29 protein-coding genes are annotated in these 18823 nt (G+C 52.5%); 27 read left to right on the top strand and 2 right to left on the bottom strand.

What is annotated here, in order from left to right; translation table 11 throughout:
• The 9 genes from FO014_RS00430 (at nt 1) to FO014_RS00390 (ending at nt 6526) form a co-directional block, all read left to right on the top strand.
• Nucleotides 1-1074, top strand: coding sequence for a hypothetical protein (locus FO014_RS00430; RefSeq protein ID WP_201282899.1), 1074 nt, complete (start codon nt 1-3; stop codon nt 1072-1074).
• Complete coding sequence (locus tag FO014_RS00425) at nt 1071-1415, top strand: hypothetical protein (protein WP_160026971.1); 345 nt, start codon at nt 1071-1073, stop codon at nt 1413-1415. Before FO014_RS00430 ends, FO014_RS00425 begins: the two co-directional genes overlap by 4 nt.
• The gene (locus tag FO014_RS00420; protein WP_160026969.1) at nt 1412-1957 is read left to right on the top strand and encodes a phage N-6-adenine-methyltransferase; all 546 of its coding nucleotides are present in this window, start codon (nt 1412-1414) and stop codon (nt 1955-1957) included. Before FO014_RS00425 ends, FO014_RS00420 begins: the two co-directional genes overlap by 4 nt.
• Complete coding sequence (locus tag FO014_RS00415) at nt 1954-2331, top strand: RusA family crossover junction endodeoxyribonuclease (RefSeq protein WP_160026967.1); 378 nt, start codon at nt 1954-1956, stop codon at nt 2329-2331. Before FO014_RS00420 ends, FO014_RS00415 begins: the two co-directional genes overlap by 4 nt.
• A 106-nt stretch (nt 2332-2437) precedes the next feature.
• Nucleotides 2438-3241, top strand: coding sequence for a KilA-N domain-containing protein (locus FO014_RS00410; RefSeq protein WP_160026965.1), 804 nt, complete (start codon nt 2438-2440; stop codon nt 3239-3241).
• Nucleotides 3242-3254: 13 nt separating this feature from the next.
• Nucleotides 3255-4241 (top strand): DUF968 domain-containing protein, encoded by a 987-nt coding sequence (locus FO014_RS00405; protein ID WP_160026963.1) that lies wholly within the window; start codon nt 3255-3257, stop codon nt 4239-4241.
• Nucleotides 4242-4292: 51 nt separating this feature from the next.
• A complete protein-coding gene (locus FO014_RS00400) occupies nt 4293-4691 on the top strand; it encodes an antiterminator Q family protein (RefSeq protein WP_105230656.1) in 399 nt (132 codons plus the stop codon).
• A gap of 195 nt (nt 4692-4886) precedes the next feature.
• On the top strand, nt 4887-6026 hold the full coding sequence (locus FO014_RS00395) for an XRE family transcriptional regulator (protein ID WP_160026961.1): 1140 nt from the start codon (nt 4887-4889) through the stop codon (nt 6024-6026).
• Nucleotides 6023-6526, top strand: a complete 504-nt coding sequence (locus tag FO014_RS00390; protein WP_160026959.1) for a DUF4411 family protein — start codon at nt 6023-6025, stop codon at nt 6524-6526. Before FO014_RS00395 ends, FO014_RS00390 begins: the two co-directional genes overlap by 4 nt.
• Nucleotides 6527-6699: 173 nt before the next feature.
• On the opposite strand, the gene FO014_RS00385 is transcribed toward FO014_RS00390, so the two are convergent.
• Both FO014_RS00385 and FO014_RS00380 read right to left on the bottom strand, forming a co-directional pair.
• Entirely contained in the window at nt 6700-7059 is a 360-nt protein-coding gene (locus FO014_RS00385) for a helix-turn-helix domain-containing protein (RefSeq protein WP_160026957.1), read from the bottom strand.
• 65 nt (nt 7060-7124) lie between these two features.
• The gene (locus tag FO014_RS00380) at nt 7125-7385 is read right to left on the bottom strand and encodes a type II toxin-antitoxin system RelE family toxin (protein ID WP_105230659.1); all 261 of its coding nucleotides are present in this window, start codon (nt 7383-7385) and stop codon (nt 7125-7127) included.
• Nucleotides 7386-7555: 170 nt separating this feature from the next.
• Between FO014_RS00380 and FO014_RS00375 the strand changes: the two genes are divergently transcribed.
• The 18 genes from FO014_RS00375 to FO014_RS00290 all read left to right on the top strand — a co-directional run bounded on the left by FO014_RS00375 (nt 7556) and on the right by FO014_RS00290 (nt 18806).
• Nucleotides 7556-7933: a putative holin gene (locus tag FO014_RS00375; protein WP_160026955.1), complete on the top strand. Its 378-nt coding sequence runs from the start codon at nt 7556-7558 to the stop codon at nt 7931-7933.
• Nucleotides 7923-8228 (top strand): phage holin family protein, encoded by a 306-nt coding sequence (locus tag FO014_RS00370; protein ID WP_160026953.1) that lies wholly within the window; start codon nt 7923-7925, stop codon nt 8226-8228. The genes FO014_RS00375 and FO014_RS00370 overlap by 11 nt, the downstream gene beginning before the upstream one ends.
• Complete coding sequence (locus tag FO014_RS00365; protein WP_160026951.1) at nt 8206-8748, top strand: glycoside hydrolase family 108 protein; 543 nt, start codon at nt 8206-8208, stop codon at nt 8746-8748. Before FO014_RS00370 ends, FO014_RS00365 begins: the two co-directional genes overlap by 23 nt.
• Entirely contained in the window at nt 8745-9311 is a 567-nt protein-coding gene (locus FO014_RS00360) for a hypothetical protein (RefSeq protein WP_201282898.1), read from the top strand. Before FO014_RS00365 ends, FO014_RS00360 begins: the two co-directional genes overlap by 4 nt.
• 593 nt (nt 9312-9904) lie before the next feature.
• Nucleotides 9905-10234: an HNH endonuclease gene (locus FO014_RS00355; RefSeq protein ID WP_160026949.1), complete on the top strand. Its 330-nt coding sequence runs from the start codon at nt 9905-9907 to the stop codon at nt 10232-10234.
• Nucleotides 10235-10358: 124 nt separating this feature from the next.
• Nucleotides 10359-10823 (top strand): phage terminase small subunit P27 family, encoded by a 465-nt coding sequence (locus tag FO014_RS00350; protein WP_160026947.1) that lies wholly within the window; start codon nt 10359-10361, stop codon nt 10821-10823.
• On the top strand, nt 10777-12519 hold the full coding sequence (locus FO014_RS00345) for a terminase large subunit (protein WP_160026945.1): 1743 nt from the start codon (nt 10777-10779) through the stop codon (nt 12517-12519). The genes FO014_RS00350 and FO014_RS00345 overlap by 47 nt, the downstream gene beginning before the upstream one ends.
• On the top strand, nt 12519-13823 hold the full coding sequence (locus tag FO014_RS00340; protein WP_160026943.1) for a phage portal protein: 1305 nt from the start codon (nt 12519-12521) through the stop codon (nt 13821-13823). Before FO014_RS00345 ends, FO014_RS00340 begins: the two co-directional genes overlap by 1 nt.
• 11 nt (nt 13824-13834) lie before the next feature.
• Nucleotides 13835-14686 carry a head maturation protease, ClpP-related gene (locus FO014_RS00335; RefSeq protein WP_160026941.1) on the top strand — a complete coding sequence of 284 codons (852 nt, stop codon included), beginning with the start codon at nt 13835-13837 and terminating at the stop codon, nt 14684-14686.
• A 15-nt stretch (nt 14687-14701) separates the two neighbouring features.
• Entirely contained in the window at nt 14702-15922 is a 1221-nt protein-coding gene (locus FO014_RS00330) for a phage major capsid protein (protein WP_160026939.1), read from the top strand.
• A 45-nt stretch (nt 15923-15967) separates the two neighbouring features.
• Nucleotides 15968-16243, top strand: coding sequence for a DUF7210 family protein (locus FO014_RS23870; protein WP_246168044.1), 276 nt, complete (start codon nt 15968-15970; stop codon nt 16241-16243).
• Between the two features lie 8 nt (nt 16244-16251).
• Nucleotides 16252-16578 (top strand): head-tail connector protein, encoded by a 327-nt coding sequence (locus FO014_RS00320; RefSeq protein ID WP_160026937.1) that lies wholly within the window; start codon nt 16252-16254, stop codon nt 16576-16578.
• A complete protein-coding gene (locus FO014_RS00315; protein WP_160026935.1) occupies nt 16575-16913 on the top strand; it encodes a phage head closure protein in 339 nt (112 codons plus the stop codon). Before FO014_RS00320 ends, FO014_RS00315 begins: the two co-directional genes overlap by 4 nt.
• On the top strand, nt 16900-17289 hold the full coding sequence (locus FO014_RS00310; protein ID WP_160026933.1) for a hypothetical protein: 390 nt from the start codon (nt 16900-16902) through the stop codon (nt 17287-17289). The genes FO014_RS00315 and FO014_RS00310 overlap by 14 nt, the downstream gene beginning before the upstream one ends.
• Entirely contained in the window at nt 17286-17678 is a 393-nt protein-coding gene (locus FO014_RS00305; protein WP_160026931.1) for an HK97-gp10 family putative phage morphogenesis protein, read from the top strand. Before FO014_RS00310 ends, FO014_RS00305 begins: the two co-directional genes overlap by 4 nt.
• 37 nt (nt 17679-17715) lie before the next feature.
• Nucleotides 17716-18171, top strand: coding sequence for a phage tail protein (locus FO014_RS00300; RefSeq protein WP_160026929.1), 456 nt, complete (start codon nt 17716-17718; stop codon nt 18169-18171).
• Nucleotides 18172-18221: 50 nt separating this feature from the next.
• Entirely contained in the window at nt 18222-18431 is a 210-nt protein-coding gene (locus FO014_RS00295) for a phage tail protein (RefSeq protein ID WP_246168043.1), read from the top strand.
• Between the two features lie 9 nt (nt 18432-18440).
• Complete coding sequence (locus FO014_RS00290) at nt 18441-18806, top strand: phage tail protein (protein WP_160026925.1); 366 nt, start codon at nt 18441-18443, stop codon at nt 18804-18806.
• Nucleotides 18807-18823: the final 17 nt, after the last annotated feature.

Raw genomic sequence — 18823 nt, 5'->3', positions numbered from 1 at the left:
ATGCAGTTGTTGGACAGGCCTATTGCTTACCAGCCTTCTTTCGTTGGTCTGGGAGTAGGGGTTACCGGTGCGGTTCTGTTATCGCAGCTGGTGTACTGGCATAACCGCATGGATGCTGGGTGGTTTTACAAAACGCAGAAAGAAATCAAGGAAGAGACGGGGCTGAGCCGGGAAGAGCAAGAGACTGCTCGTAAGCGCCTGGTGTCAGCAGGAGTTCTGGAAGAGGTGCGCCGAGGTGTACCTGCGAAGCTTTATTTTCGCGTTAAGGAAGATGCTCTGGAAGCACTCCTGATGAAGAAAATAAAGGGTACATCTCAGAGTGCGGGAAAGCCGCATTCCAGTATGCGGGAATCCCGCATTCTAGAAAGAGGGAAAGCCGCAAACAAGAATGCGGATATCCCGCAGGCAAGTTTGCGGGAAAGCCGCTCGCCAGATTGCGGGAATCCCGCAGACATTCATACAGTAGATTACACAGAGATTACTACAGAGATTACTACAGAGAAAAAACCAGTACGTCAGCCGGCTTCGCCAACTGACCAGCAAGCGAATGATTCTCTGAAAATCGATTACAAGGCCGTGCAGGAAATTTTCCACAGCACACTGCCTGAACTGCCAGTCGTTCTCAAAATGACTGATGACCGCCGCAAAAAGCTCCGCAAACTCTGGGCAGACTACGAACTGAATCTTGAGAGGTGGGGCGCTTACCTGCGTTTCATCTCGAAAAAGTGTCGCTGGATGCTGGAAGACCGCCCAGACACTAACACCGGCAAGACGTGGCGCAAGAAGGATTTCGACTACCTAATCACCGAGAAATGCTACCTCAAGGTCAAGGAAGAGCGGGCTAATGATCTGCCGAAAGTTCAGAAGCTTGATAGCGTCGCTCGGGAGGATGCCTATACCCGCTTGGTATCGCAACGCCGCAAACCTCAAAACGAGGTTGAGGCTCTGGCCGCGAGTATGGCCGGATCTCTTGGACGCATGACCGATTACGACGCACGGCGCGCATGGGCTGGCATCTGGGCTCAAGCAGTCAGCAAAGCGAGCGAAAATGATTTAGCGAGGTTGGCATCATGAAAAAGTTATCGATCCCGGTGGACGTATTTGAGAGCGATCGCATCAACAGCGGGATCCGCACGCTGGTCAAGGCCGGCAAGTTGAGCGACAACCCAAACAGCCAGATTTGCCGTGTTCGCAACGCTGCTGCCGGCGCCAAATGGCACACACTGCGCGATCTGGAATTGTTGGTGCTGCAGATGTACGGCGTAGCAGACACGCAATCAGCGATCAGCGCCCGCCTGCGGGAGTTCAGCCGACCGCGTGATGGCCTGGTTAAGGAGCGACGCATGGTCAAAGCGGAGTCCGGGAAGTGGGTTTATTTCTATCGCCTGGTGGCTGCGGAAGGGGTTGCTGCATGAAGTCTGACTATCTTGGCGGAAGCCAAACCCCGCCGGAGCACAAAGACCGCTGGCAGACACCGATCGAGGTGTTCGGCGCGCTGGATGTCGAATTTGGGTTTTATCTCGATGCAGCAGCAGAACATAGCAATGCGCTCTGTTCCCGCTACCTGACAGAGCGAGAAAACGCCCTGGCGGTTGATTGGGAGAGTTACGGTGCCATCTGGTGCAATCCTCCGTACAGCTCGCCAGCGCCATGGGTAGAGAAGGCGGCAGAACAGTGCCGGGTTCAAAACCAGCCGATCGTTATGCTGCTGCCGGCAGACACTTCCGTGGGCTGGTTCTCCCTGGCGCTTCAGTCCGTCGATGAGGTGCGATTCATCACTGAAGGGCGGATCTCGTTCATCAACGCGGGAACAGGTAAGCCGGTCAACGGGAACAACAAGGGGAGCATGTTTCTCATCTGGCGCCCGTTCATTAAACCGCGCTGCCAGTTCACCACTGTTAGCCGTGCTGATCTGCTGGGTATTGGCGCTGCTACTCTGCGCGAGGTGGCTGCATGATTTTGACGCTGCCATTCCCACCATCCGTAAATGGCTACTGGAGAGCGCCTAACAAGGGATCTCTCAAAGGCCGGCACTTGGTTAGCGACAGGGGGAGAAAATTCAACAGTGAGGCGCTGGCGAGCATTCTGGAGCAGTTAAACCCTAAGCCGAGGGCGCTAACCTGTGATTTATCCGTTTCAGTGGTGTTTTATCCACCGACACGAGCCAAGCGAGACCTGGATAACTACTTCAAGGCATTGTTTGATGTGATGACCCGGGCGCGCGTTTGGCTTGATGACAGCCAGATCAAAAAGCTGTCTGCGGAGTGGGGGCCGGTGACGAAGGGCGGGAAAGTTACCTTGCATATCAGCGAGGTTGCAAATGCTGGATAAATATTCAGATGTTGGTTATGTTGAAAGGGCAGTTAATCGCCTCCCCAATCACTATGCGGGTGACGGGGTGGGGAGGCTGTCAAAAACACGTGTGAGAGGAATAAAAATGAATCAATTAATTTCGATTGATGGCGTAGCCGTGCGTCAAGATGTTAATGGCCGTTACTGTCTGAATGACTTACACCGCGCAGCTGGTGGCGAGGCAAAGTATCAGCCAGGGCTTTTCCTGCGATTGGACTCAACGCAGGCGTTATCTGATGAAATATTAAACTCTACAGATCTGCAGAGTTTGCCTACCGAGACAATCCCCGGTCGCAACGGCGGAACCTATGTCTGCAAAGAGCTGGTTTATGCCTACGCGATGTGGATTAGCCCCGCATTTAACCTGAAAGTGATCCGTACCTTTGACGCTGCAGTGACTGAACGGACTGCACCACAGACAGCAGACCGCATTCAGGCAGGGATATTGTTGCTGGAATCAGCCGCCCGTCTGCTTAACCTTTCAAATTCGTCAAAACTTGGTGCTTACCAGAAGCTTCAGGACTTTGCTGGCATCCCTAACCTGATGCCGGCGTATGCCATCGACGCCCCATCTGATGCTGCTGACGGCTCAAGCCGGCCAACAATGTCACTGAGTGCCATCCTGAAGGAGCATGCTATCCCGGTCAGCCCTCAAGAGGCCTACCGTCGTTTGGAAGAGATCGGCATTGTTGAGCACCGCTCCCGTAATAGCACATCACGCAAAGCGAAAGGTGGCGTTAAGAAGTTCTGGGCAGTAACTAGCAAGGGATTAGCATACGGGAAAAATATTACCAACCCTGGCAATCCTCGCGAGACGCAGCCCCATTTTTATGACTCCCGGTCACCTGAGCTCATCAAGTTGATGATGACCGCCAAAGCGCGCAGCTGAGCAGGTCGATAGCATGAGAGCATTGCTAAAGCCAATTATCCAGCCCGAATTAGGGCTGGTATTTCTCAAGCCTGGTAAGGATCTTCTGCCTCTGTTTTCTACTCGGGTTTTAGTATCACGTGCGCCAAGTGAATTTCATAAGTTGCCATCAGGTGCGCTACCGATTGATGGGCAGGAGCTGGCGAACGATCCGCGTTTTACACCGTTCTATCAGCATGAACGCGTTCTAAGTGCTGCTGGTGGGATCAGTTCTCTGGAGCACTGGGTTTCTCTGAAGAGTGGTTGCCAGATCGAAGGGGAGCATACTCGCCACATGACGACGCTGCGCTACGGTAATAGCGCGCTGCGCCTCTGTTATGGCTGTGATAACCGCCTGCGCGGGCAGTCTATCCCTAAGCTGCAGGTGGTAGCCGACGCTAACCTAGCGGCGTACATCTTGGAAATGGTGCGCTCGTACTTCCTGTTTGACGAAAGCCACCAGCTGACGTTGCCAGAGCTGTGCTGGTGGGCTGTGATGCATGGTGTCGCCGATCTGCTGCCTGATGACGTTTGCTCTGCGTCTCTTCGCCTGCCACCAGCGACGATCCACACCGGCGGACGGAGAGAGGCGGAGATAACGCACATGCCAGCGGCGCGGCAGGTTGTGGCTGAGAAGGTGAAGAAAGCGGTCAAGACGCTGGTTATCGACCCGGAGCCGCCGAAGGCGCTATTCAAGTTGCCGAAGCGCGAGCGGTGGGAAAGCAAGCCATACCTGAAGTGGGTTAAATCTCAGCCGTGCGCCGCGTGTGGTGGGACAGCTGACGATCCGCACCACATCATAGGCCACGGGCAAGGCGGCATGGCGACGAAAGCGCATGACCTGTTCACCATCCCGCTGTGCCGAAAACACCACGATGAGCTACATCGTGACATGTCACGATTTGAAGAGGAGTACGGAAGTCAGATAGAGCTGTGGTTCAAATTCATGGACTGGTCATTGTCGGTCGGTTCAATCAAATAACGTGTGAGAAATGGCGCGCCGGTATGCGGCCGGCCGCCGGGAGAAAAAAGCATGAGAGATATTCAGTTGGTGCTGGAACGTTGGGGACAGTGGGCAAAAGATAACAGCGGTGTGGGGTACTCACCGATCGCTGCTGGCTTTAAGGGGCTGCTGCCGGCAACAGGGAAAAGCAAAGATTCCTGCTGTGATAGTGATGGGCTGATCATTGACGGAGCGGTGGGGCGCTTGAAGAAGGTCAGGGACGAACGGGAGCTAGGGGTAATCATGCTGCACTATCGCTACGGGGTGTCAAAGTCAGAGATAGCGCGCCGCTGGAAGATATCTGAGGGGAACGTTCGGCAGAAGCTGATGATGGCAGAGAGCTTTATCGAGGGATGCCTGGCGATGACTGGCGCCAGTTTGGAGATGGACGCGTGGACGCATAAATCAGAAATTTCAAAGGTGGCGTAAGATTCTTCTTTTCGTTACGAATTTCACGGGCTATTGTGATAAGAGTGGTTACGTAGTGACGTAGCTTATCAACTGAAAAAACCTCGTGTGAGCGGGTTTTTTTTATGGAAAAAAACACGCCTGTACGGTAGTCTTACCTTAATGGTAATGGATGAGTATGGTTTTTTTGTTAACTAATTGAAAAACCCAAATAAAATGGCTGAATTTGCGTTAATCAATCCACAAATACTTTCCTGGGCAAGAGCGAGAGCTCAAATGTCTGAGGATGCTTTGTCCGCAGGTATTGGGGTTAAAGTAGAAAAAGTAATCAGTTGGGAGGATGGAAACGCTAATCCTACGTTTGCGCAGGCACAAAAATTAGCCAACAAATTGCATATTCCGTTTGCATACTTTTTCCTTGCACAACCGCCCGTCGAGCCGATTCCAATACCTGACTTGAGAACGATCCGTAACTATGAGATTCAAAATGCGAGCATAGATATGCTTGATACCATTCGCTCTGTTATTCGTAAACAAGAATGGTATAAGGATTACTTGATCGATCAGGAAGTGCAGCCACTAAATTTCATTGGCTCCTTTAATCTCAGAGATCACCCAGTAAATGTAGCCAACGACATACGTAACGTGTTGGGGCTAAATGATCTCAACCCAAGAGGGCTTACTTGGGAAGAATATCAACGAAAAATTGTGGAATCTGCGGAAGAAGCTGGAATTTTAGTAATGAGAAGTGGGATCGTAGGAAACAATACGCACCGCCCTTTAAATGTTGAAGAGTTTAGAGGGTTCGCTATTAGTGATCCGCTCGCGCCTGTTGTGTTCATTAATCTAACAGATGCACCTGCTGCTAGATTGTTTACCTTGTTGCATGAACTAGCTCATCTTTGGATTGGTACAAGCGGAATATCTACCGCTAGTGCTCATGAGGAGCGTAAAGAAGAGCTATTCTGTAATGCCGTTGCTGGTGAGTTCCTTGCATCTGAAAGAGTAATGCATGCTCATTGGGATACGGCGAGATCCCTCAGTCAGAACGCAGTTGACTTGGCTAAAATGCTTCATGTTAGTCGTTATGTTATTGCACGTAGAGCATACGATCTTGGCTTTATTGATGTGCATGCTTACAACGAATACTATCAAGAGCTAATGGCAGAGTTTCGTTCCAAAGAAGGCGGCGGTGGGAATTTTTATGCCATAGCCCAAAACAAAAATAGTGCACGGTTCAGCAAAGCCATACTTAACGAGGCACTAAGTGGTAGAGTGTTGTTAAGAGATGCTGGTAGGTTGTTGGGCATAGCCCCAGCAAAACTTAGGAAATATGCGACGGAAATAGGCGGATGACGTATCTGATTGATGCCAACGTGTTAATCGAGGCAAAAAATAAATATTATCACATGGATTTTTGCCCTGCATTTTGGGATTGGTTATTGCGTTGCTCTGCTGGCGGGCAGATATATAGCATAAAAAATGTTTATGATGAACTGATAAATGGTAATGATGAGCTAAAGGACTGGGCACTAAAGAATCGTCCTTTGTTTCTACCTGTAAGTGAAGTGCAAACCCAACAAAATCTAGCGTCTATAGTTCAATATGTTGCTCAACAACAAGCTCAGGTTCCCATGTCTGTCGGTGCAATGGATGAATTTTTAAGAGGAGCTGATGCATGGTTAATAGCTAAGGCTATGACAATGGGAAGTACAATAGTTACGCATGAGAGACTTGATGTTCGGTGTAAAAAAAAGTTTCTGATTCCTAACATTTGTGCGCAATTTAATGTGCCGTATATTAATACCTTCGATTTATTATTAGCCTTGAATGCATCCTTTATATTAGCTGCCTAGCCAATTAATCCAATAGATTTTATAAAGCCCTAGCTTAATAGCTGGGGCTTTTTGCATTTCAGCCCCAGCCAATATCCGACACACATTGGCAAACCCCGTATCGCCGACTCGTTTACGGCTGGTGGCTGTTCTCATTGCAGGGCAGTACAAAAAGGCCCGTTAAGGGCCTTTGTTCATTGTGTCATTTGCTCTGGCCGGCAATTGTATAGCGCCGCCAGTTTTTCGCGGGTTTTTTTCTGCGGTTTTGAATCCACGGATTCCCACTGCGAAACGGCTGATTGTGTGGTGCCGAGCCGTTCGGCTACCTCATATTGAGATAGCCCACGGTGAATACGCCAGGCGGCGATCAGGCTGACGTCCTGGTCAACCATGATTGATACGACATCATGAGGGATCACTTCGTCGTCGTTGTCGCCGGCGCGGTATGGAACGTCCGCCCAATCATTACTGATGAGGCGTTCATATTCATCGATTGGCAGTACAACATACTGCGGTTTGCCTGCCACATCGTTAATGTATTGAGGTTTTGACATATTTCATTCCGGGTTGCTAAGAGTCGCGGTTAATGTCACCGAGGAAACTGGCGGGTTTCCCCGCCTTAGTAGGTTGTCGATGTTCTGCGCTTTACTTCCTGAATCGTGCAGATAACCGGTTCGCCATTTTCAATCTGGAAGATAACTCGGTAATCCCCGACCCTCATACGGTACTGGCTGTCGCTGCCTTTAAGCTTTTTGATATCAAGCTCAACCGCTGGGAAGGTGGTTAGCTTACCGACCTTATCCTTAATGGCTTTCCGGTATCTTGTGTCTATCGAAATCAACTGTTTGGTTGCTTTCTTCGTCCACTGAACCGTTACCATGTTTCCTCGCTTGTTAAAGAGCATATCCGCTTGGGATGATTAGATAATAAGTTAACTATCTAATCTTGTCAACATATAACTAATTATTTATCTAATGGCTGCCTCTGGGTGGCCTTTTTATTTTCAGCGCCCGGCGTTTGCTGAGCGACACAGCAAACAGGAGCAAAAAAATGGCAGAGCCTTTGGGAACCACTGGTGCGGCTACTGCGGCAGTAACGGGGGTGACTGTTGTCGGGTTACTCTCCGGTGTAGATTCTGGTGTTCTGATCGGTGCGTTCGCCGGGGCGGTCATATTCGTACTCTCTGCCGCTGAGTTTTCCATCTGGAAGAAACTGGCGCTATTCGTTGCGTCTTTGCTGGTGGGGATACTTACCGCGCCATTCGCAGCCGCAATAATCACATGGGCTACGCCCGGAGACATTGAAGCGCGTGATCCTGTTGGTGCGCTGGTGGCGTCTGCTATTGCCGTCCGGCTTTTGATGTCTGCAAGCCAAAACCCTACAGGGTTCTTTGACCGGTTCCGGCGAGGGGGGAGCGATGCTAAATAATTACCTCTTAATCGTGAATGCCATAACCTGCGCGGTTATTTCTGCGCGGATGATTCTGTACCGCCGCAATGGTGCGACACACAGGCCGATAGCGGCATTTTTTGCATGGTTGCTGATCGTGGCCAGCGCATCGGTAACCATCAGAATATTGACCGGCGATTATCACTACGCGAACTGGTCAGAGACACTAATCAACGTTGGGTTCTGCGTCGCTGTCATGTCTTCTCGTGGCAACGTTATGACGCTGGCAAAGCCCATGCAGAGGTTCACTCATGACAAAGGACGACATCTTTAACGCGATACTCGGCAAAGAAGGCGGCTACGTTAATAACCCTGCAGATAAGGGCGGCGCTACTCGCTGGGGAATAACTGAGCGGGTTGCACGCGCACACGGATACTCCGGCGACATGCGGCAGTTACCGCGTGAAACCGCGCTATCTATCCTGACCGCTGATTACTGGACTGGCCCCCGCTTTGATTTGATTGCTGCCGTATCTCCTGCTATTGCCGCCGAACTATGCGACACGGGGGTGAACATGGGGCCGAGTGTGCCAGGTAAATGGCTGCAACGGTGGTTAAACGTGTTCAATCATCAGCAGAAACTATATCCCGACCTGATTGTCGATGGCCGAATCGGCTCGCGCACAGTGACGGCGCTTAATGCGTTTTTGTCCGCGCGGGGTAAAGAAGGTGAGTGTGTGTTGCTGAAGGCGCTGAACTGCAGCCAGGGTGCCCGTTATCTCGAACTGGCAGAGCAGCGGCCAGCGAATGAAACATTCGTGTACGGCTGGGTAAAAGAGCGGGTGGCGCTATGAGCTGGCTAATCGGTGGATGGAGGCTTTTTAAGGAGCATTGGCCGGCGCTGGCAATATTCGTGCTCATTTTCGCATTCTTCGCAATGCTACTGACAATCGACCAGCAGCGCTACGAGATAGGGCAGGCGCAGGAACGGAACAAAACCCAGCAACAGGAATTGAATCAGCAATCTGCGATTATTTCTCAGCAGGCGTTCCAGTTTCAGCGCGCTAACGAGATAAGCGCCACCGCTCACCGGTACGGTATCAACACCGACGCCGCAACGCAGGAGAAAGAGATTGAATACCGGACGATCCTCAAAAATCAGCCGACGTGTGATCTGGCTGTTCCCGCTGCTATTGCTGGTGGGCTGCTCAACTACACGCACCGTCTACGTGCCGGCGCAGTGTCCAGCGATACCGGAAGCCCTGACGGCTCCAGTCTTGGCGCCATTACCCCCGGCCCGCTGACGTATTGCCAGGCTGTGCTGTGGATTGACCCGCTGCTGTCGGCGATAGACAAAGCGAACAATCAGCTGCGTTCGATACGCCAGCTGGATGATGCAAGGCAGGTGAAAAAATGAAGCATTAACGCGGTCAGACCGCAGCAGCCGAAAGGCGGCAATCGCAGGGTTATGACCTGCGCCCGAGTCTCCGCGTAGAGAGCCAGCTTTGCATCTGGTGAGGGTTAATATGAAAAGAGGCACCGGTGTCGCCGCGTGACAGCCAATCACGCGCTGGTTAGAGCCAACGGGGAGCAGAGACGAACTGGGGTGACGAACTCAAGGGCATGAGCGCGGCCACTGCGAAAGTGTGGTGTAGATCTGTAATTATTTCTTGAGGGGGCGTTTGTGGCGTAGACAGTGAAGTACGATTTTTGCCAGTTCGGCTAAGAGTTTGAAGAGAGATGTAAGAGCGTTAAAAAATTCGGGTGAATAATCCATAAAGTCTCCTTGGTCGGTTAGTTCGTTGTCTTGCTATATACGGTAACTAATCAAATAGTGCGTGTTCTATTGTGGAACTCATTGCCCTCTCCCTGCGTTTTATTGCACCAAATCGTCCATTGCAGAGTTGCCTTCTGAGGCTGCTGTGTAATGCAAGATAACCAAAGTCATCACCGGCCCCCACCGCGCACCCAGCGCATTGGCAGGATGGTGGCTTTTTCCTTGAGGCGAGCATGAGCAACAAGAAACCCTACGGCAGCAAATGGCAGGCTGAACGGCTTGTGTTTCTTCGGGCTAATCCTCTGTGTGTCATGTGCAAGGCGATGGGGCGATTAGAACCGGCAACGGTCGTTGACCATATCGTTCCGCACCGCATGAAAGATGCAAAGACAGCAGAAGAGATGAAGAAGGCTCAGCATCTGTTCTGGAGCCGTAAGAATTGGCAGGGGCTGTGCAAGCCACACCATGACTCAACAAAGCAGCGCATGGAGAAAACAGGGAAGATTATTGGGTGCTCAGTCGATGGTCTCCCTCTTGACCCTGAATCGCACTGGAACCGATGAGGTCGGCGCCTGGAGGCCACGGGGAGGGGCGGGTTAAAAGCTCAGCCCTCTCGACCTTAAAGACCGCAGCCGGTGCTTTCTGTGCACAACCGCGAAATGAAAAGTTTTTTTCTGGGAGGTTCCGATGGCAGGACGACGCCCGAAACCGACCCATCTAAAGGTGGTCACCGGTAACCCGGGCAAACGAAAACTTAACGACAAAGAACCACAGCCAGCGAGAGAAATTCCCAGCCCACCTTCGCACCTGACAGATTGGGGGAAGACGGCATGGGGGAAGATGACGGTTCTACTGGATGGCATGGGGGTTCTGACCGTCGCGGATACGTTCGCGCTTGAACGCCTGTGCGATATCTACGCCGACATTCTGCAGCTAAGAAACACGATCGCTGATGAAGGGCGAACCTATACGGTTCAGACCGAAGGGGGCTTTTTGATTAAAGCTAACCCGGCGGTTTCCATGCTGGCAGATGCCGATCGTCGTTTTAAAAGTTATTTGGTGGAATTTGGCCTGACGCCAGCTGCCAGGTCAAAGGTGAAAGTAGATGGTGGAGAAAAAGAAGAGGACCCGCTCAACCAGTTCTTCGGTTGACCCGGCCACGCAATATGCTATGGACGTTGAGTCAGGCAAGGAAATTGCCGGGCCCGATATTCGAAACTCCTGTAAGCGTCATCTAAAGGATCTTGAATCCTGCCATGCACGTGGGCTGGTCTGGGATGTAGCTGCCGCTCAGCGCGCCATCGACTTTTTCGCAAAGGTTCTGAAACTTAATGGCGGTGAGCACGAAGGAAAGCCCTTCAATCTGTTGCCGTGGCAGTGTTTCATTGTCGGCTCTATATTCGGCTGGAAAAACACGGATGATTATCGCCGGTATCGCATGATTTATGTCGAGTCCGGGAAAGGCTCCGGTAAATCACCTTTGGCTGCAGGCATCGCCCTGTACTGTCTGGTCGCTGATAAAGAGCCTCGCGCAGAAGTGTATGCAGCCGCCACTAAAAAAGACCAGGCCATGATCCTGTTCCGTGATGCTGTAGCGATGGTGGATCAGTCACCGGCACTGGCGCAGCGGATTAATAAATCCGGCGGCGCCGGAAAAGAGTGGAACCTGGCTTTTTTGCAGACAGGCTCTTTTTTCCGGCCAATCAGTTCTGATGATGGTCAGTCTGGCCCGCGCCCGCACTGCGCACTGATTGACGAAATTCACGAACATAAAAATAACCAGGTCGTGGAGATGATGCGCGCCGGCACGAAAGGCCGTCGGCAGGCGCTGATTTTCATGATCACAAACAGCGGCCACGATAAAACCAGTGTCTGCTACGACTACCACGAGTACGGGCGAAAAGTTGCCGAAGGCTCTATCGAAGATGATAGCTTTTTCTCCTTCATCTGCTCACTAGATGAGGGGGAGGATCCTTTCAAGGATGAATCATGTTGGAAAAAGGCCAACCCGTCACTGGGGCATACCTTCACTGAGCGATACCTGCGTGAACAGGTCACCCAGGCACGCGGCATGCCGTCGAAAGAGAGCATTGTTCGTAGGCTGAATTTCTGCCAGTGGGTTGATGCTGATAACCCATGGATGAGCAGTGATGTGTGGATGGGCTGCGAAGACGATTTCGATATTGAAGAGCTACGTGGTGAGGAATGCTTTGGTGGCCTTGACCTTTCCGGCTCAAGGGACTTGACGGCGCTTGCGCTGTTCTTTCCCAAACAACGTAAGTTGCTGGTGGAGTTTTGGACCCCTGGTGATACGTTGGCTGAGCGGGCCAAAACAGACCGGGTTCCTTATGACGCCTGGCTGCGTGGTGGTTTTATTCATGCGCCGCCCGGCAAGGCGGTGAAGTATGGGTTTGTTGCCGAGCGTATAGCTGATTTGTCGAATCTCTTTCATATTGTCGCGATCGCCTTTGACCAGTACCGGATTAAGTACCTTGAGCCTGAGCTTGATCAGGCGAGCGTAAGTGTGCCGTTAGTTCCGCATGGGCAAGGGTATTACAAGGCCCAGGAGTCTGGGCTGTGGATGCCGCACTCTATCGAGTTGTTCGAACAAAGTCTGGATGACGGTGAAATCATTATTAAAACCAATCCATGCCTGCGCTGGAATGCAGCGTCTGCAGTCACTGAGGCTGACCAGAAGGAAAACCGGATCTTCGCCAAGCGGAAAAGTACCGGGCGAATAGATGGTGTTGTTGCATCAGCGATGGCGATTGGCGCTGCGGAAGATTACGAGCCGGATGACGGCGATTTAGATGGCTTTTTTGATGATCCGATCATGGTGGGTATCTGATGGGAAAGAACAAACAACCAGGGCGCGTAAAGAGCGCCCTTTTAAATTGGCTGGGTGTCCCGATCAGTCTCACTACGGGGACCTTCTGGCAGGAGTGGTTTGGCACCAGCAGTAGCGGCAAGGTCGTAACAGCTGATAAGGCCATGCAACTTTCTGCAGTCTGGGCCTGTATTCGGTTACTCAGTGAGTCCGTTTCTACGCTTCCGTTGAAGGTGTATCGCCGCGAGGAGGATGGTTCACGCAAGCTGGCTCAGGATCACCCGGCATACCAGGTACTTTGCCGGCGCCCGAATTTAGAAATGACACCGTCGCGGTTTATGCTGATGGTTGTGGCCAGCATCTGTTTGCGGGGAAATGCCTTCATTGAGAAAAAAATGATTGGCAGAAAGCTGGTGGCGCTCGATCCACTGCTGCCGCAAAACATGGTAGTAAAACGCCTCGATACCGGCCGTTTGCAATACACCTACACCGAGAACAGCAAGGAGCGAGTGATACCGGTAGAAAGGATGATGCACATTCGCGGATTTGGCCTGGATGGCGTTTGCGGCATGATGCCGCTGAGTTCCGGGCGTGATGTGTTTGGCACTGCGATGGCCGTGGATGAGTCAGCAGCAAAGATCTTCGAAAATGGCTTGCAAAGTTCTGGATACCTCAGTTCGAAAACTGCACTTAACAAAGAGCAGCGGGAACGTCTGCGCAAGTATTTGGCTGCGTTTGCCGGTTCGAAAAATGCCGGGAAAATGATGGTGCTGGAGGGAGACTTATCGTACCAGAATGTCACGATGAACCCTGAAGATGCACAGATGCTGGAGAGCCGAGCTTTTAGCATTGAGGAGATCTGCCGATGGTTTCGTGTGCCCCCGTTTATGGTCGGGCATGTGACGAAGCAAAGCAGTTGGGCATCAAGCGTTGAAGGAATGAACCTGATTTTTCTGACCAATACGCTCCGTCCGTTGCTGGTTAATATCGAGCAAGAAATTGCCCGTTGTCTTCTCGATAGCGATGAAGATTACTTTGCTGAGTTCTCTGTTGAAGGATTGTTGCGAGCTGACAGCGTTGGCCGAGCGGCGTATTACACAACGGCGCTGCAAAATGGCTGGATGAGCCGCAATGATGTTCGCCGGCTTGAGAATCTGCCGCCAATTCCTGGCGGTGAAATTTATACCGTGCAACTAAACCTGACTCCGCTTGAAGATCTGAAGCAGAACAACCTTGGTGCTCAGGCAGCCAATATTACCCGGCTTCATAACTATCTATTCCCCGACATTCCTGAAGAACAGTCACCGCTGAAGAAAGCAGCGTAGGAGCAACACCCATGACAAAAAAACAACTTCCGGCGGCGCCGGCGGGGCGCCCCTGCGCGGGTGTAACCTGCGAGCCGCTACCATCGGCCTTGGAACGCTGGAATGGTGGGCTGAAAGCTGCCGCATCTGACGATAATTCCATTTCGGTATTCGACGTGATTGGCCAGGACTACTGGGGCGAAGGCGTTTCAGTTAAGCGTATCGCCGGCGCGCTACGTTCGATGAATGGTGCTGATGTGACCGTAAACATTAACTCGCCTGGCGGTGACATGTTTGAGGGGCTGGCGATTTACAACCTGTTGCGAGAGTACCAGGGCAAAGTGACCGTGAAGGTGCTGGGACTGGCTGCCAGTGCGGCCTCAATCATTGCGATGGCCGGTGACGAGATTCAAATCGGCCGCGGTGCTTTTCTGATGATCCATAACTGTTGGGTGGTGGCGCTTGGTAATCGCCACGACTTTGCATCAATGGCTGAATACCTGGAGCCATTCGATAACGCCATGGCTGATATTTATGCTGCCCGTTCCGGCCTCGACAGCGACACCATCAAGCAAATGATGGACGGCGAGACCTACATTGGCGGCAGTGACGCCATAGAGAAGGGGCTGGCCGACAGTCTGCTGTCGTCTGATGCGGTTGCGGGTGATGATGATTCACCAGCTGCAGCGTTGCGCAAACTGGATTCCCTACTGGCCAAAACCAACACCCCACGGTCAGAACGACGAAAACTACTGAAATCTTTAACGGGTAACACGCCAGGCGCTGTTACCGATCCAACTGGTACGCCGAGCGCTACCGAACCATCACCTGAAATCCTTGCCAAGCTGGACGCCGCATTGAGCGGGCTGTGCGCGGCGTGCTAATTATTTGGAGAAATTATGTCTGAAGTTAATGAGATCCTGAAGAAAGTCACCGCATCGATCGAAGATGCAACCAGCAAATTTAACGCCAAGGCAGAGGATGCGCTGAAAGAAGCGAAAAAGTCCGGTGAGCTGTCCGCAGAGACCAAGGACGCTGTTGATAAAATGGCGACTGAACTGAACGCCATGAAAGCGGCAGAGAAAACCCTGAAGGCCGCACTGGGTGAACTGGAGCAGCACGTGGCGCAGATGCCACTGAATCGGGCCGCTGAAGTTGTTCAGTCTGTAGGTCAACAGGTGATTTCGGCCGCTGCGCTGAAAGACTTCGCATCCGGTATTCAGGGCAACCAGCGCTTGAGTATCCCAGTCAACGCCACACTGATTTCTACCGATGTGCCTGGGCAGATTGTGGCGCCGCAACGCCTGCCGGGTATCGATACTGCACCGAAACAACGCCTGTTTATTCGTGATTTGATCGCGCCGGGTACCACCGGTAGCAGCACCATTTATTGGGTGCAACAAACCGGATTTACCAACAAGGCCGCTGCCGTACCTGAAAATACCGCAAAGCCATACAGCGATATTCAGTTCGCGGAAAAAATCACGCCGGTACGCACATTGGCGCACATGTTCAAAGCCTCCAAGCAGATTTTGGATGACTTCGCGCAGCTGCAATCAACGGTGGATGCAGAAATGCGCTACGGCCTGAAGTATGTCGAAGAACAGGAAATTCTGTTCGGTGATGGCACTGGTGCTCATCTGGAAGGCATTATGCCGCAGGCATCGAAGTACACGCCGGCGTTTGAAGTAGCGATGCAAAACGGCATTGATGATCTTCGCCTGGCGATGCTGCAGGCTCAACTTGCGCGCTTCCCGGCAACCGGTCATGTGCTGCACTTTACCGACTGGGCCAAGATTGAGCTGACCAAGGATACGCTGGGACGTTACATCCTGGCCAATCCATCTGCGCTCACCGGCCCGACGTTGTGGGGGCTGCCTGTTGTTGCAACAGAATCCGCAGCATTCTTGGGCAAATTCCTGACCGGGGCATTCAGCGCCGGCGCGCAGCTCTTCGATCGTGAAGAAGCCAACGTGGTGATCAGTACCGAAAACGCCGACGACTTCGAGAAAAACATGATCTCGATTCGTTGCGAGGAACGAGTGGCACTGGCTGTTAAACGTCCTGAGGCCTTCGTTACCGGCGCATTCACCGCGCCTGCACCACCATCAGCAGGCTAATCACAAAAAAACACGCGGCCTTCGGGCCGCTTTCTGGAGACCCCTATGAAAGTGAAAGCGCTGGTGCCGATTTTATTCGGCTATCGGGTGATCAACGACGGAGAGCTTTTCGACACGCAGGAGCTTCACGGTCGTGAACTGATCAAGAAAGGCTACGCTGAGCAGGCGAATGACGATAATCCTGCGGAGCAGCCGGAGCAGCCGGAGCAGCCGGAGCAGCCGGAGCAGCCGGAGCAGCCGGAGCAGCCGGAGCAGCCGGAGCAGCCGGAGCAGCCGGAGCAGCCGGAACAGCCAGAAGCGGCTAAGAAAACCAAAAAGTAAGGTGAGCCATGTTAGAGCTGGAATTGGTGAAAGAGCATTGCCGCCTGGAGCCTGATTTCAGTGCGGATGACAACCTGATCGGCGTCTATATCGGTGCGGCGAAAAAACATGTTGAGATGTATACCCGCCGCACACTTTATGCCAGCGCGTCAGACCCTGGCTACGAAGACGATGAAGATCACCTTTTGCTGGATGACGATGTACGAACCGCCATGCTGCTTTGCGTCGGGCACTGGTACGCTAACCGCGAAGCTGCCGTTGTTGGTGCATCTGCATCAAAGCTGCCTCTGGCTGTCGAGTCTTTACTCCAACCCTATCGGATTTACGGGCTATGAAATCATTACGCGCAGGTCAACTGCGTTTTCGCATTCGTCTGCTTCGACCTATCACCATTCGCGATGATAAGACAGGCGCACCGGTGAAATCTTTCGAGTTCGTCGCTGAAGTCTGGGCGGATGCAGAACCGATTTCCAACCGCAAGATCCGCACCGGTGAGCAGGGGCAGGTGGTGGAAACCATGCTGTTTACGCTGCGACCTCGGGAAGAAGTCACCGTTGACTGGCAGGTGATTTTTCAGCAGCGAAGCTTTACCGTTCGCGCGCCTGACCGTTCGCAGCCTGACCGGTTGTTAATTACGGCGGAGGCTGATATTCGCCATGATCGAGTATGAAATCAAAACAGCACTGGAGGCACTGACGAGCCTTCCTGCTTACCCGCTGTTGCTGCCTGACCCGGAACAGGAGGGCGTGACCTACCAGAAAATCACTGATCCGAAATTTGATACCGGTCTGGCCAGCACCGCACTGGTGCAGGGGCGTTTTCAGGTCACGTTGTATGTAATCGACGATTATGCTCACCTGCTCGAACTGGATAAGGCCATTTGCACCGCTTGGGAGAGCATTCAGCATGGCCATATAGGCCGCTGGCCGGTTCAGACTGTGACACGCGGGACGATGTTGCAGGGTGCCACTACGCTGACAAACAACAGCGTGCAGTACCGGCTGGTGCGCGATTACGTCATCTGCTACCCGGAGGACGCCACATGATTGGTATCAAAGTGACCGGTATGGATGAATTGGCGCGTCAGCTTGAAGCGCTCGGACGTGATGTTTCCACCAAAATTTTGCGAGATGCCGGCCGTGCCGCGCTGGTGCCAGTGCGGGAAGATATGCAGCAGCATGCGGGTTACGACGAATCATCAAGTGGTCCGCATATGCGCGACGACATCACTATTCGCTCTACAACGCGAGGACGTGCGCAGATAACACTGCGTGTCGGCCCCAGCAAAGCGCACCATATGAAAGCGCTGGCGCAGGAATTTGGCACGGTGAAACAAGTTGCCGATCCTTTCATTCGTCCGGCGCTTGATTACAACAAAACTCAGGTATTACGCATCCTGGCGGCAGAAATCCGCTACGGCATCGAAAACCGGTAGCGACCGCTGCCACCATCATTAAGAGAGAGAGAAAATTATGGCTGATAAAACTTCGCCAGAGTACGCCATGCTGCCCGCTGGCACGATCGTAAAATGGGGCGCAGTTGGTGCTGACGCTGCAACAATGAAACCACTGATCAACTGCAAAGCGGTCGGTGAGATGGGGCAAACCGGCAGCTTTGTTGACTGCACCACACTGATTGATACCACCAAGCAGTTTATTTCTGACCTGCCGGAAGGCGCAGAGAAGTCGATCGGCTTTATTGACGATCCGGCCAATGAAGATTTTGCTGCGTTCCTCACTGCAGCTGACGACCGTGAAACTGTGCAGTTTTACGTTGAACTTCCAAACGGCCGTACGTCCACGTCAATTCTGTCACTGTCTGGCTGGAAGATGAACGAAATCACCGCGCCGGCGAGCGAGGTCATTCAGATCACAGTGCAGGGCAAGCAGAACAACAACACCTGGGGCACCGCCACCCCAAAGGCGTGATCAGCGTAACAACACAGCCGCAAGGCGCTGATTTGGCAGTTGGGGGCAATTTGTCCCTGACTGTTGCGGCTATTTCAAGCAACGGCAAGTCCGTGAAATATCAATGGCAGAAAGACGGCGCAGATATTGCCGGCGCTAACGCTGCTACCTATTCCAAAAACTCTGTTGTTGCGGCGGATGCCGGCGCTTATCTGGCAGTGATTACTGCCGAAGGTGCCGAGCCAGTAAATAGTGCCGTTGCAACCGTTACCGTCAAATAAGGGATCAAGATGGCCGATAAATACGACCTGAAAGCATTGAAATCTGCGCTGCTGCAGTCTGATAACCATGTTACCGAGGTGTCGATTTTTGGCACCCAGGTATTTATTCGCCGCCTCAAGGCCGCAGAGCTGCAGGACAATGAAGACGCAATGAAAGCGGCGATTGAAGCCGACGACATGAAGACGGCCGCACGCTTGAACGTTGAGTTGTTGCTGTCATGCATCATGACCCCTGACGGGAAACCGGTGCCGGTCAGCGCGCTGCCGAGTGTTGATGAGCTGCTGAGGGAGCACGATAACCCGACGTTGGTGGCTGCGATCAGCACGGTGAAACGGCATGCGGTCGGCACGCTGGAAGACGCTGAAAAAAACTAACTGACTCGCCCTGGCTG

It is taken from the genome of Serratia rhizosphaerae (assembly GCF_009817885.1).
Classification (GTDB): domain Bacteria; phylum Pseudomonadota; class Gammaproteobacteria; order Enterobacterales; family Enterobacteriaceae; genus Serratia_B; species Serratia_B rhizosphaerae.
This window is presented reverse-complemented; position numbering and strand designations above follow the sequence as displayed.

Coding starts and splice junctions, on each gene's coding strand:
- FO014_RS00430 (WP_201282899.1), top strand. CDS start 1: ATGCAGTTGTTGGACAGGCCTATTGCTTACCAGCCTTCTTTCGTTGGT.
- FO014_RS00425 (WP_160026971.1), top strand. CDS start 1,071: ATGAAAAAGTTATCGATCCCGGTGGACGTATTTGAGAGCGATCGCATC.
- FO014_RS00420 (WP_160026969.1), top strand. CDS start 1,412: ATGAAGTCTGACTATCTTGGCGGAAGCCAAACCCCGCCGGAGCACAAA.
- FO014_RS00415 (WP_160026967.1), top strand. CDS start 1,954: ATGATTTTGACGCTGCCATTCCCACCATCCGTAAATGGCTACTGGAGA.
- FO014_RS00410 (WP_160026965.1), top strand. CDS start 2,438: ATGAATCAATTAATTTCGATTGATGGCGTAGCCGTGCGTCAAGATGTT.
- FO014_RS00405 (WP_160026963.1), top strand. CDS start 3,255: ATGAGAGCATTGCTAAAGCCAATTATCCAGCCCGAATTAGGGCTGGTA.
- FO014_RS00400 (WP_105230656.1), top strand. CDS start 4,293: ATGAGAGATATTCAGTTGGTGCTGGAACGTTGGGGACAGTGGGCAAAA.
- FO014_RS00395 (WP_160026961.1), top strand. CDS start 4,887: ATGGCTGAATTTGCGTTAATCAATCCACAAATACTTTCCTGGGCAAGA.
- FO014_RS00390 (WP_160026959.1), top strand. CDS start 6,023: ATGACGTATCTGATTGATGCCAACGTGTTAATCGAGGCAAAAAATAAA.
- FO014_RS00385 (WP_160026957.1), bottom strand. CDS start 7,059: ATGTCAAAACCTCAATACATTAACGATGTGGCAGGCAAACCGCAGTAT.
- FO014_RS00380 (WP_105230659.1), bottom strand. CDS start 7,385: ATGGTAACGGTTCAGTGGACGAAGAAAGCAACCAAACAGTTGATTTCG.
- FO014_RS00375 (WP_160026955.1), top strand. CDS start 7,556: ATGGCAGAGCCTTTGGGAACCACTGGTGCGGCTACTGCGGCAGTAACG.
- FO014_RS00370 (WP_160026953.1), top strand. CDS start 7,923: ATGCTAAATAATTACCTCTTAATCGTGAATGCCATAACCTGCGCGGTT.
- FO014_RS00365 (WP_160026951.1), top strand. CDS start 8,206: ATGACAAAGGACGACATCTTTAACGCGATACTCGGCAAAGAAGGCGGC.
- FO014_RS00360 (WP_201282898.1), top strand. CDS start 8,745: ATGAGCTGGCTAATCGGTGGATGGAGGCTTTTTAAGGAGCATTGGCCG.
- FO014_RS00355 (WP_160026949.1), top strand. CDS start 9,905: ATGAGCAACAAGAAACCCTACGGCAGCAAATGGCAGGCTGAACGGCTT.
- FO014_RS00350 (WP_160026947.1), top strand. CDS start 10,359: ATGGCAGGACGACGCCCGAAACCGACCCATCTAAAGGTGGTCACCGGT.
- FO014_RS00345 (WP_160026945.1), top strand. CDS start 10,777: ATGGTGGAGAAAAAGAAGAGGACCCGCTCAACCAGTTCTTCGGTTGAC.
- FO014_RS00340 (WP_160026943.1), top strand. CDS start 12,519: ATGGGAAAGAACAAACAACCAGGGCGCGTAAAGAGCGCCCTTTTAAAT.
- FO014_RS00335 (WP_160026941.1), top strand. CDS start 13,835: ATGACAAAAAAACAACTTCCGGCGGCGCCGGCGGGGCGCCCCTGCGCG.
- FO014_RS00330 (WP_160026939.1), top strand. CDS start 14,702: ATGTCTGAAGTTAATGAGATCCTGAAGAAAGTCACCGCATCGATCGAA.
- FO014_RS23870 (WP_246168044.1), top strand. CDS start 15,968: ATGAAAGTGAAAGCGCTGGTGCCGATTTTATTCGGCTATCGGGTGATC.
- FO014_RS00320 (WP_160026937.1), top strand. CDS start 16,252: ATGTTAGAGCTGGAATTGGTGAAAGAGCATTGCCGCCTGGAGCCTGAT.
- FO014_RS00315 (WP_160026935.1), top strand. CDS start 16,575: ATGAAATCATTACGCGCAGGTCAACTGCGTTTTCGCATTCGTCTGCTT.
- FO014_RS00310 (WP_160026933.1), top strand. CDS start 16,900: ATGATCGAGTATGAAATCAAAACAGCACTGGAGGCACTGACGAGCCTT.
- FO014_RS00305 (WP_160026931.1), top strand. CDS start 17,286: ATGATTGGTATCAAAGTGACCGGTATGGATGAATTGGCGCGTCAGCTT.
- FO014_RS00300 (WP_160026929.1), top strand. CDS start 17,716: ATGGCTGATAAAACTTCGCCAGAGTACGCCATGCTGCCCGCTGGCACG.
- FO014_RS00290 (WP_160026925.1), top strand. CDS start 18,441: ATGGCCGATAAATACGACCTGAAAGCATTGAAATCTGCGCTGCTGCAG.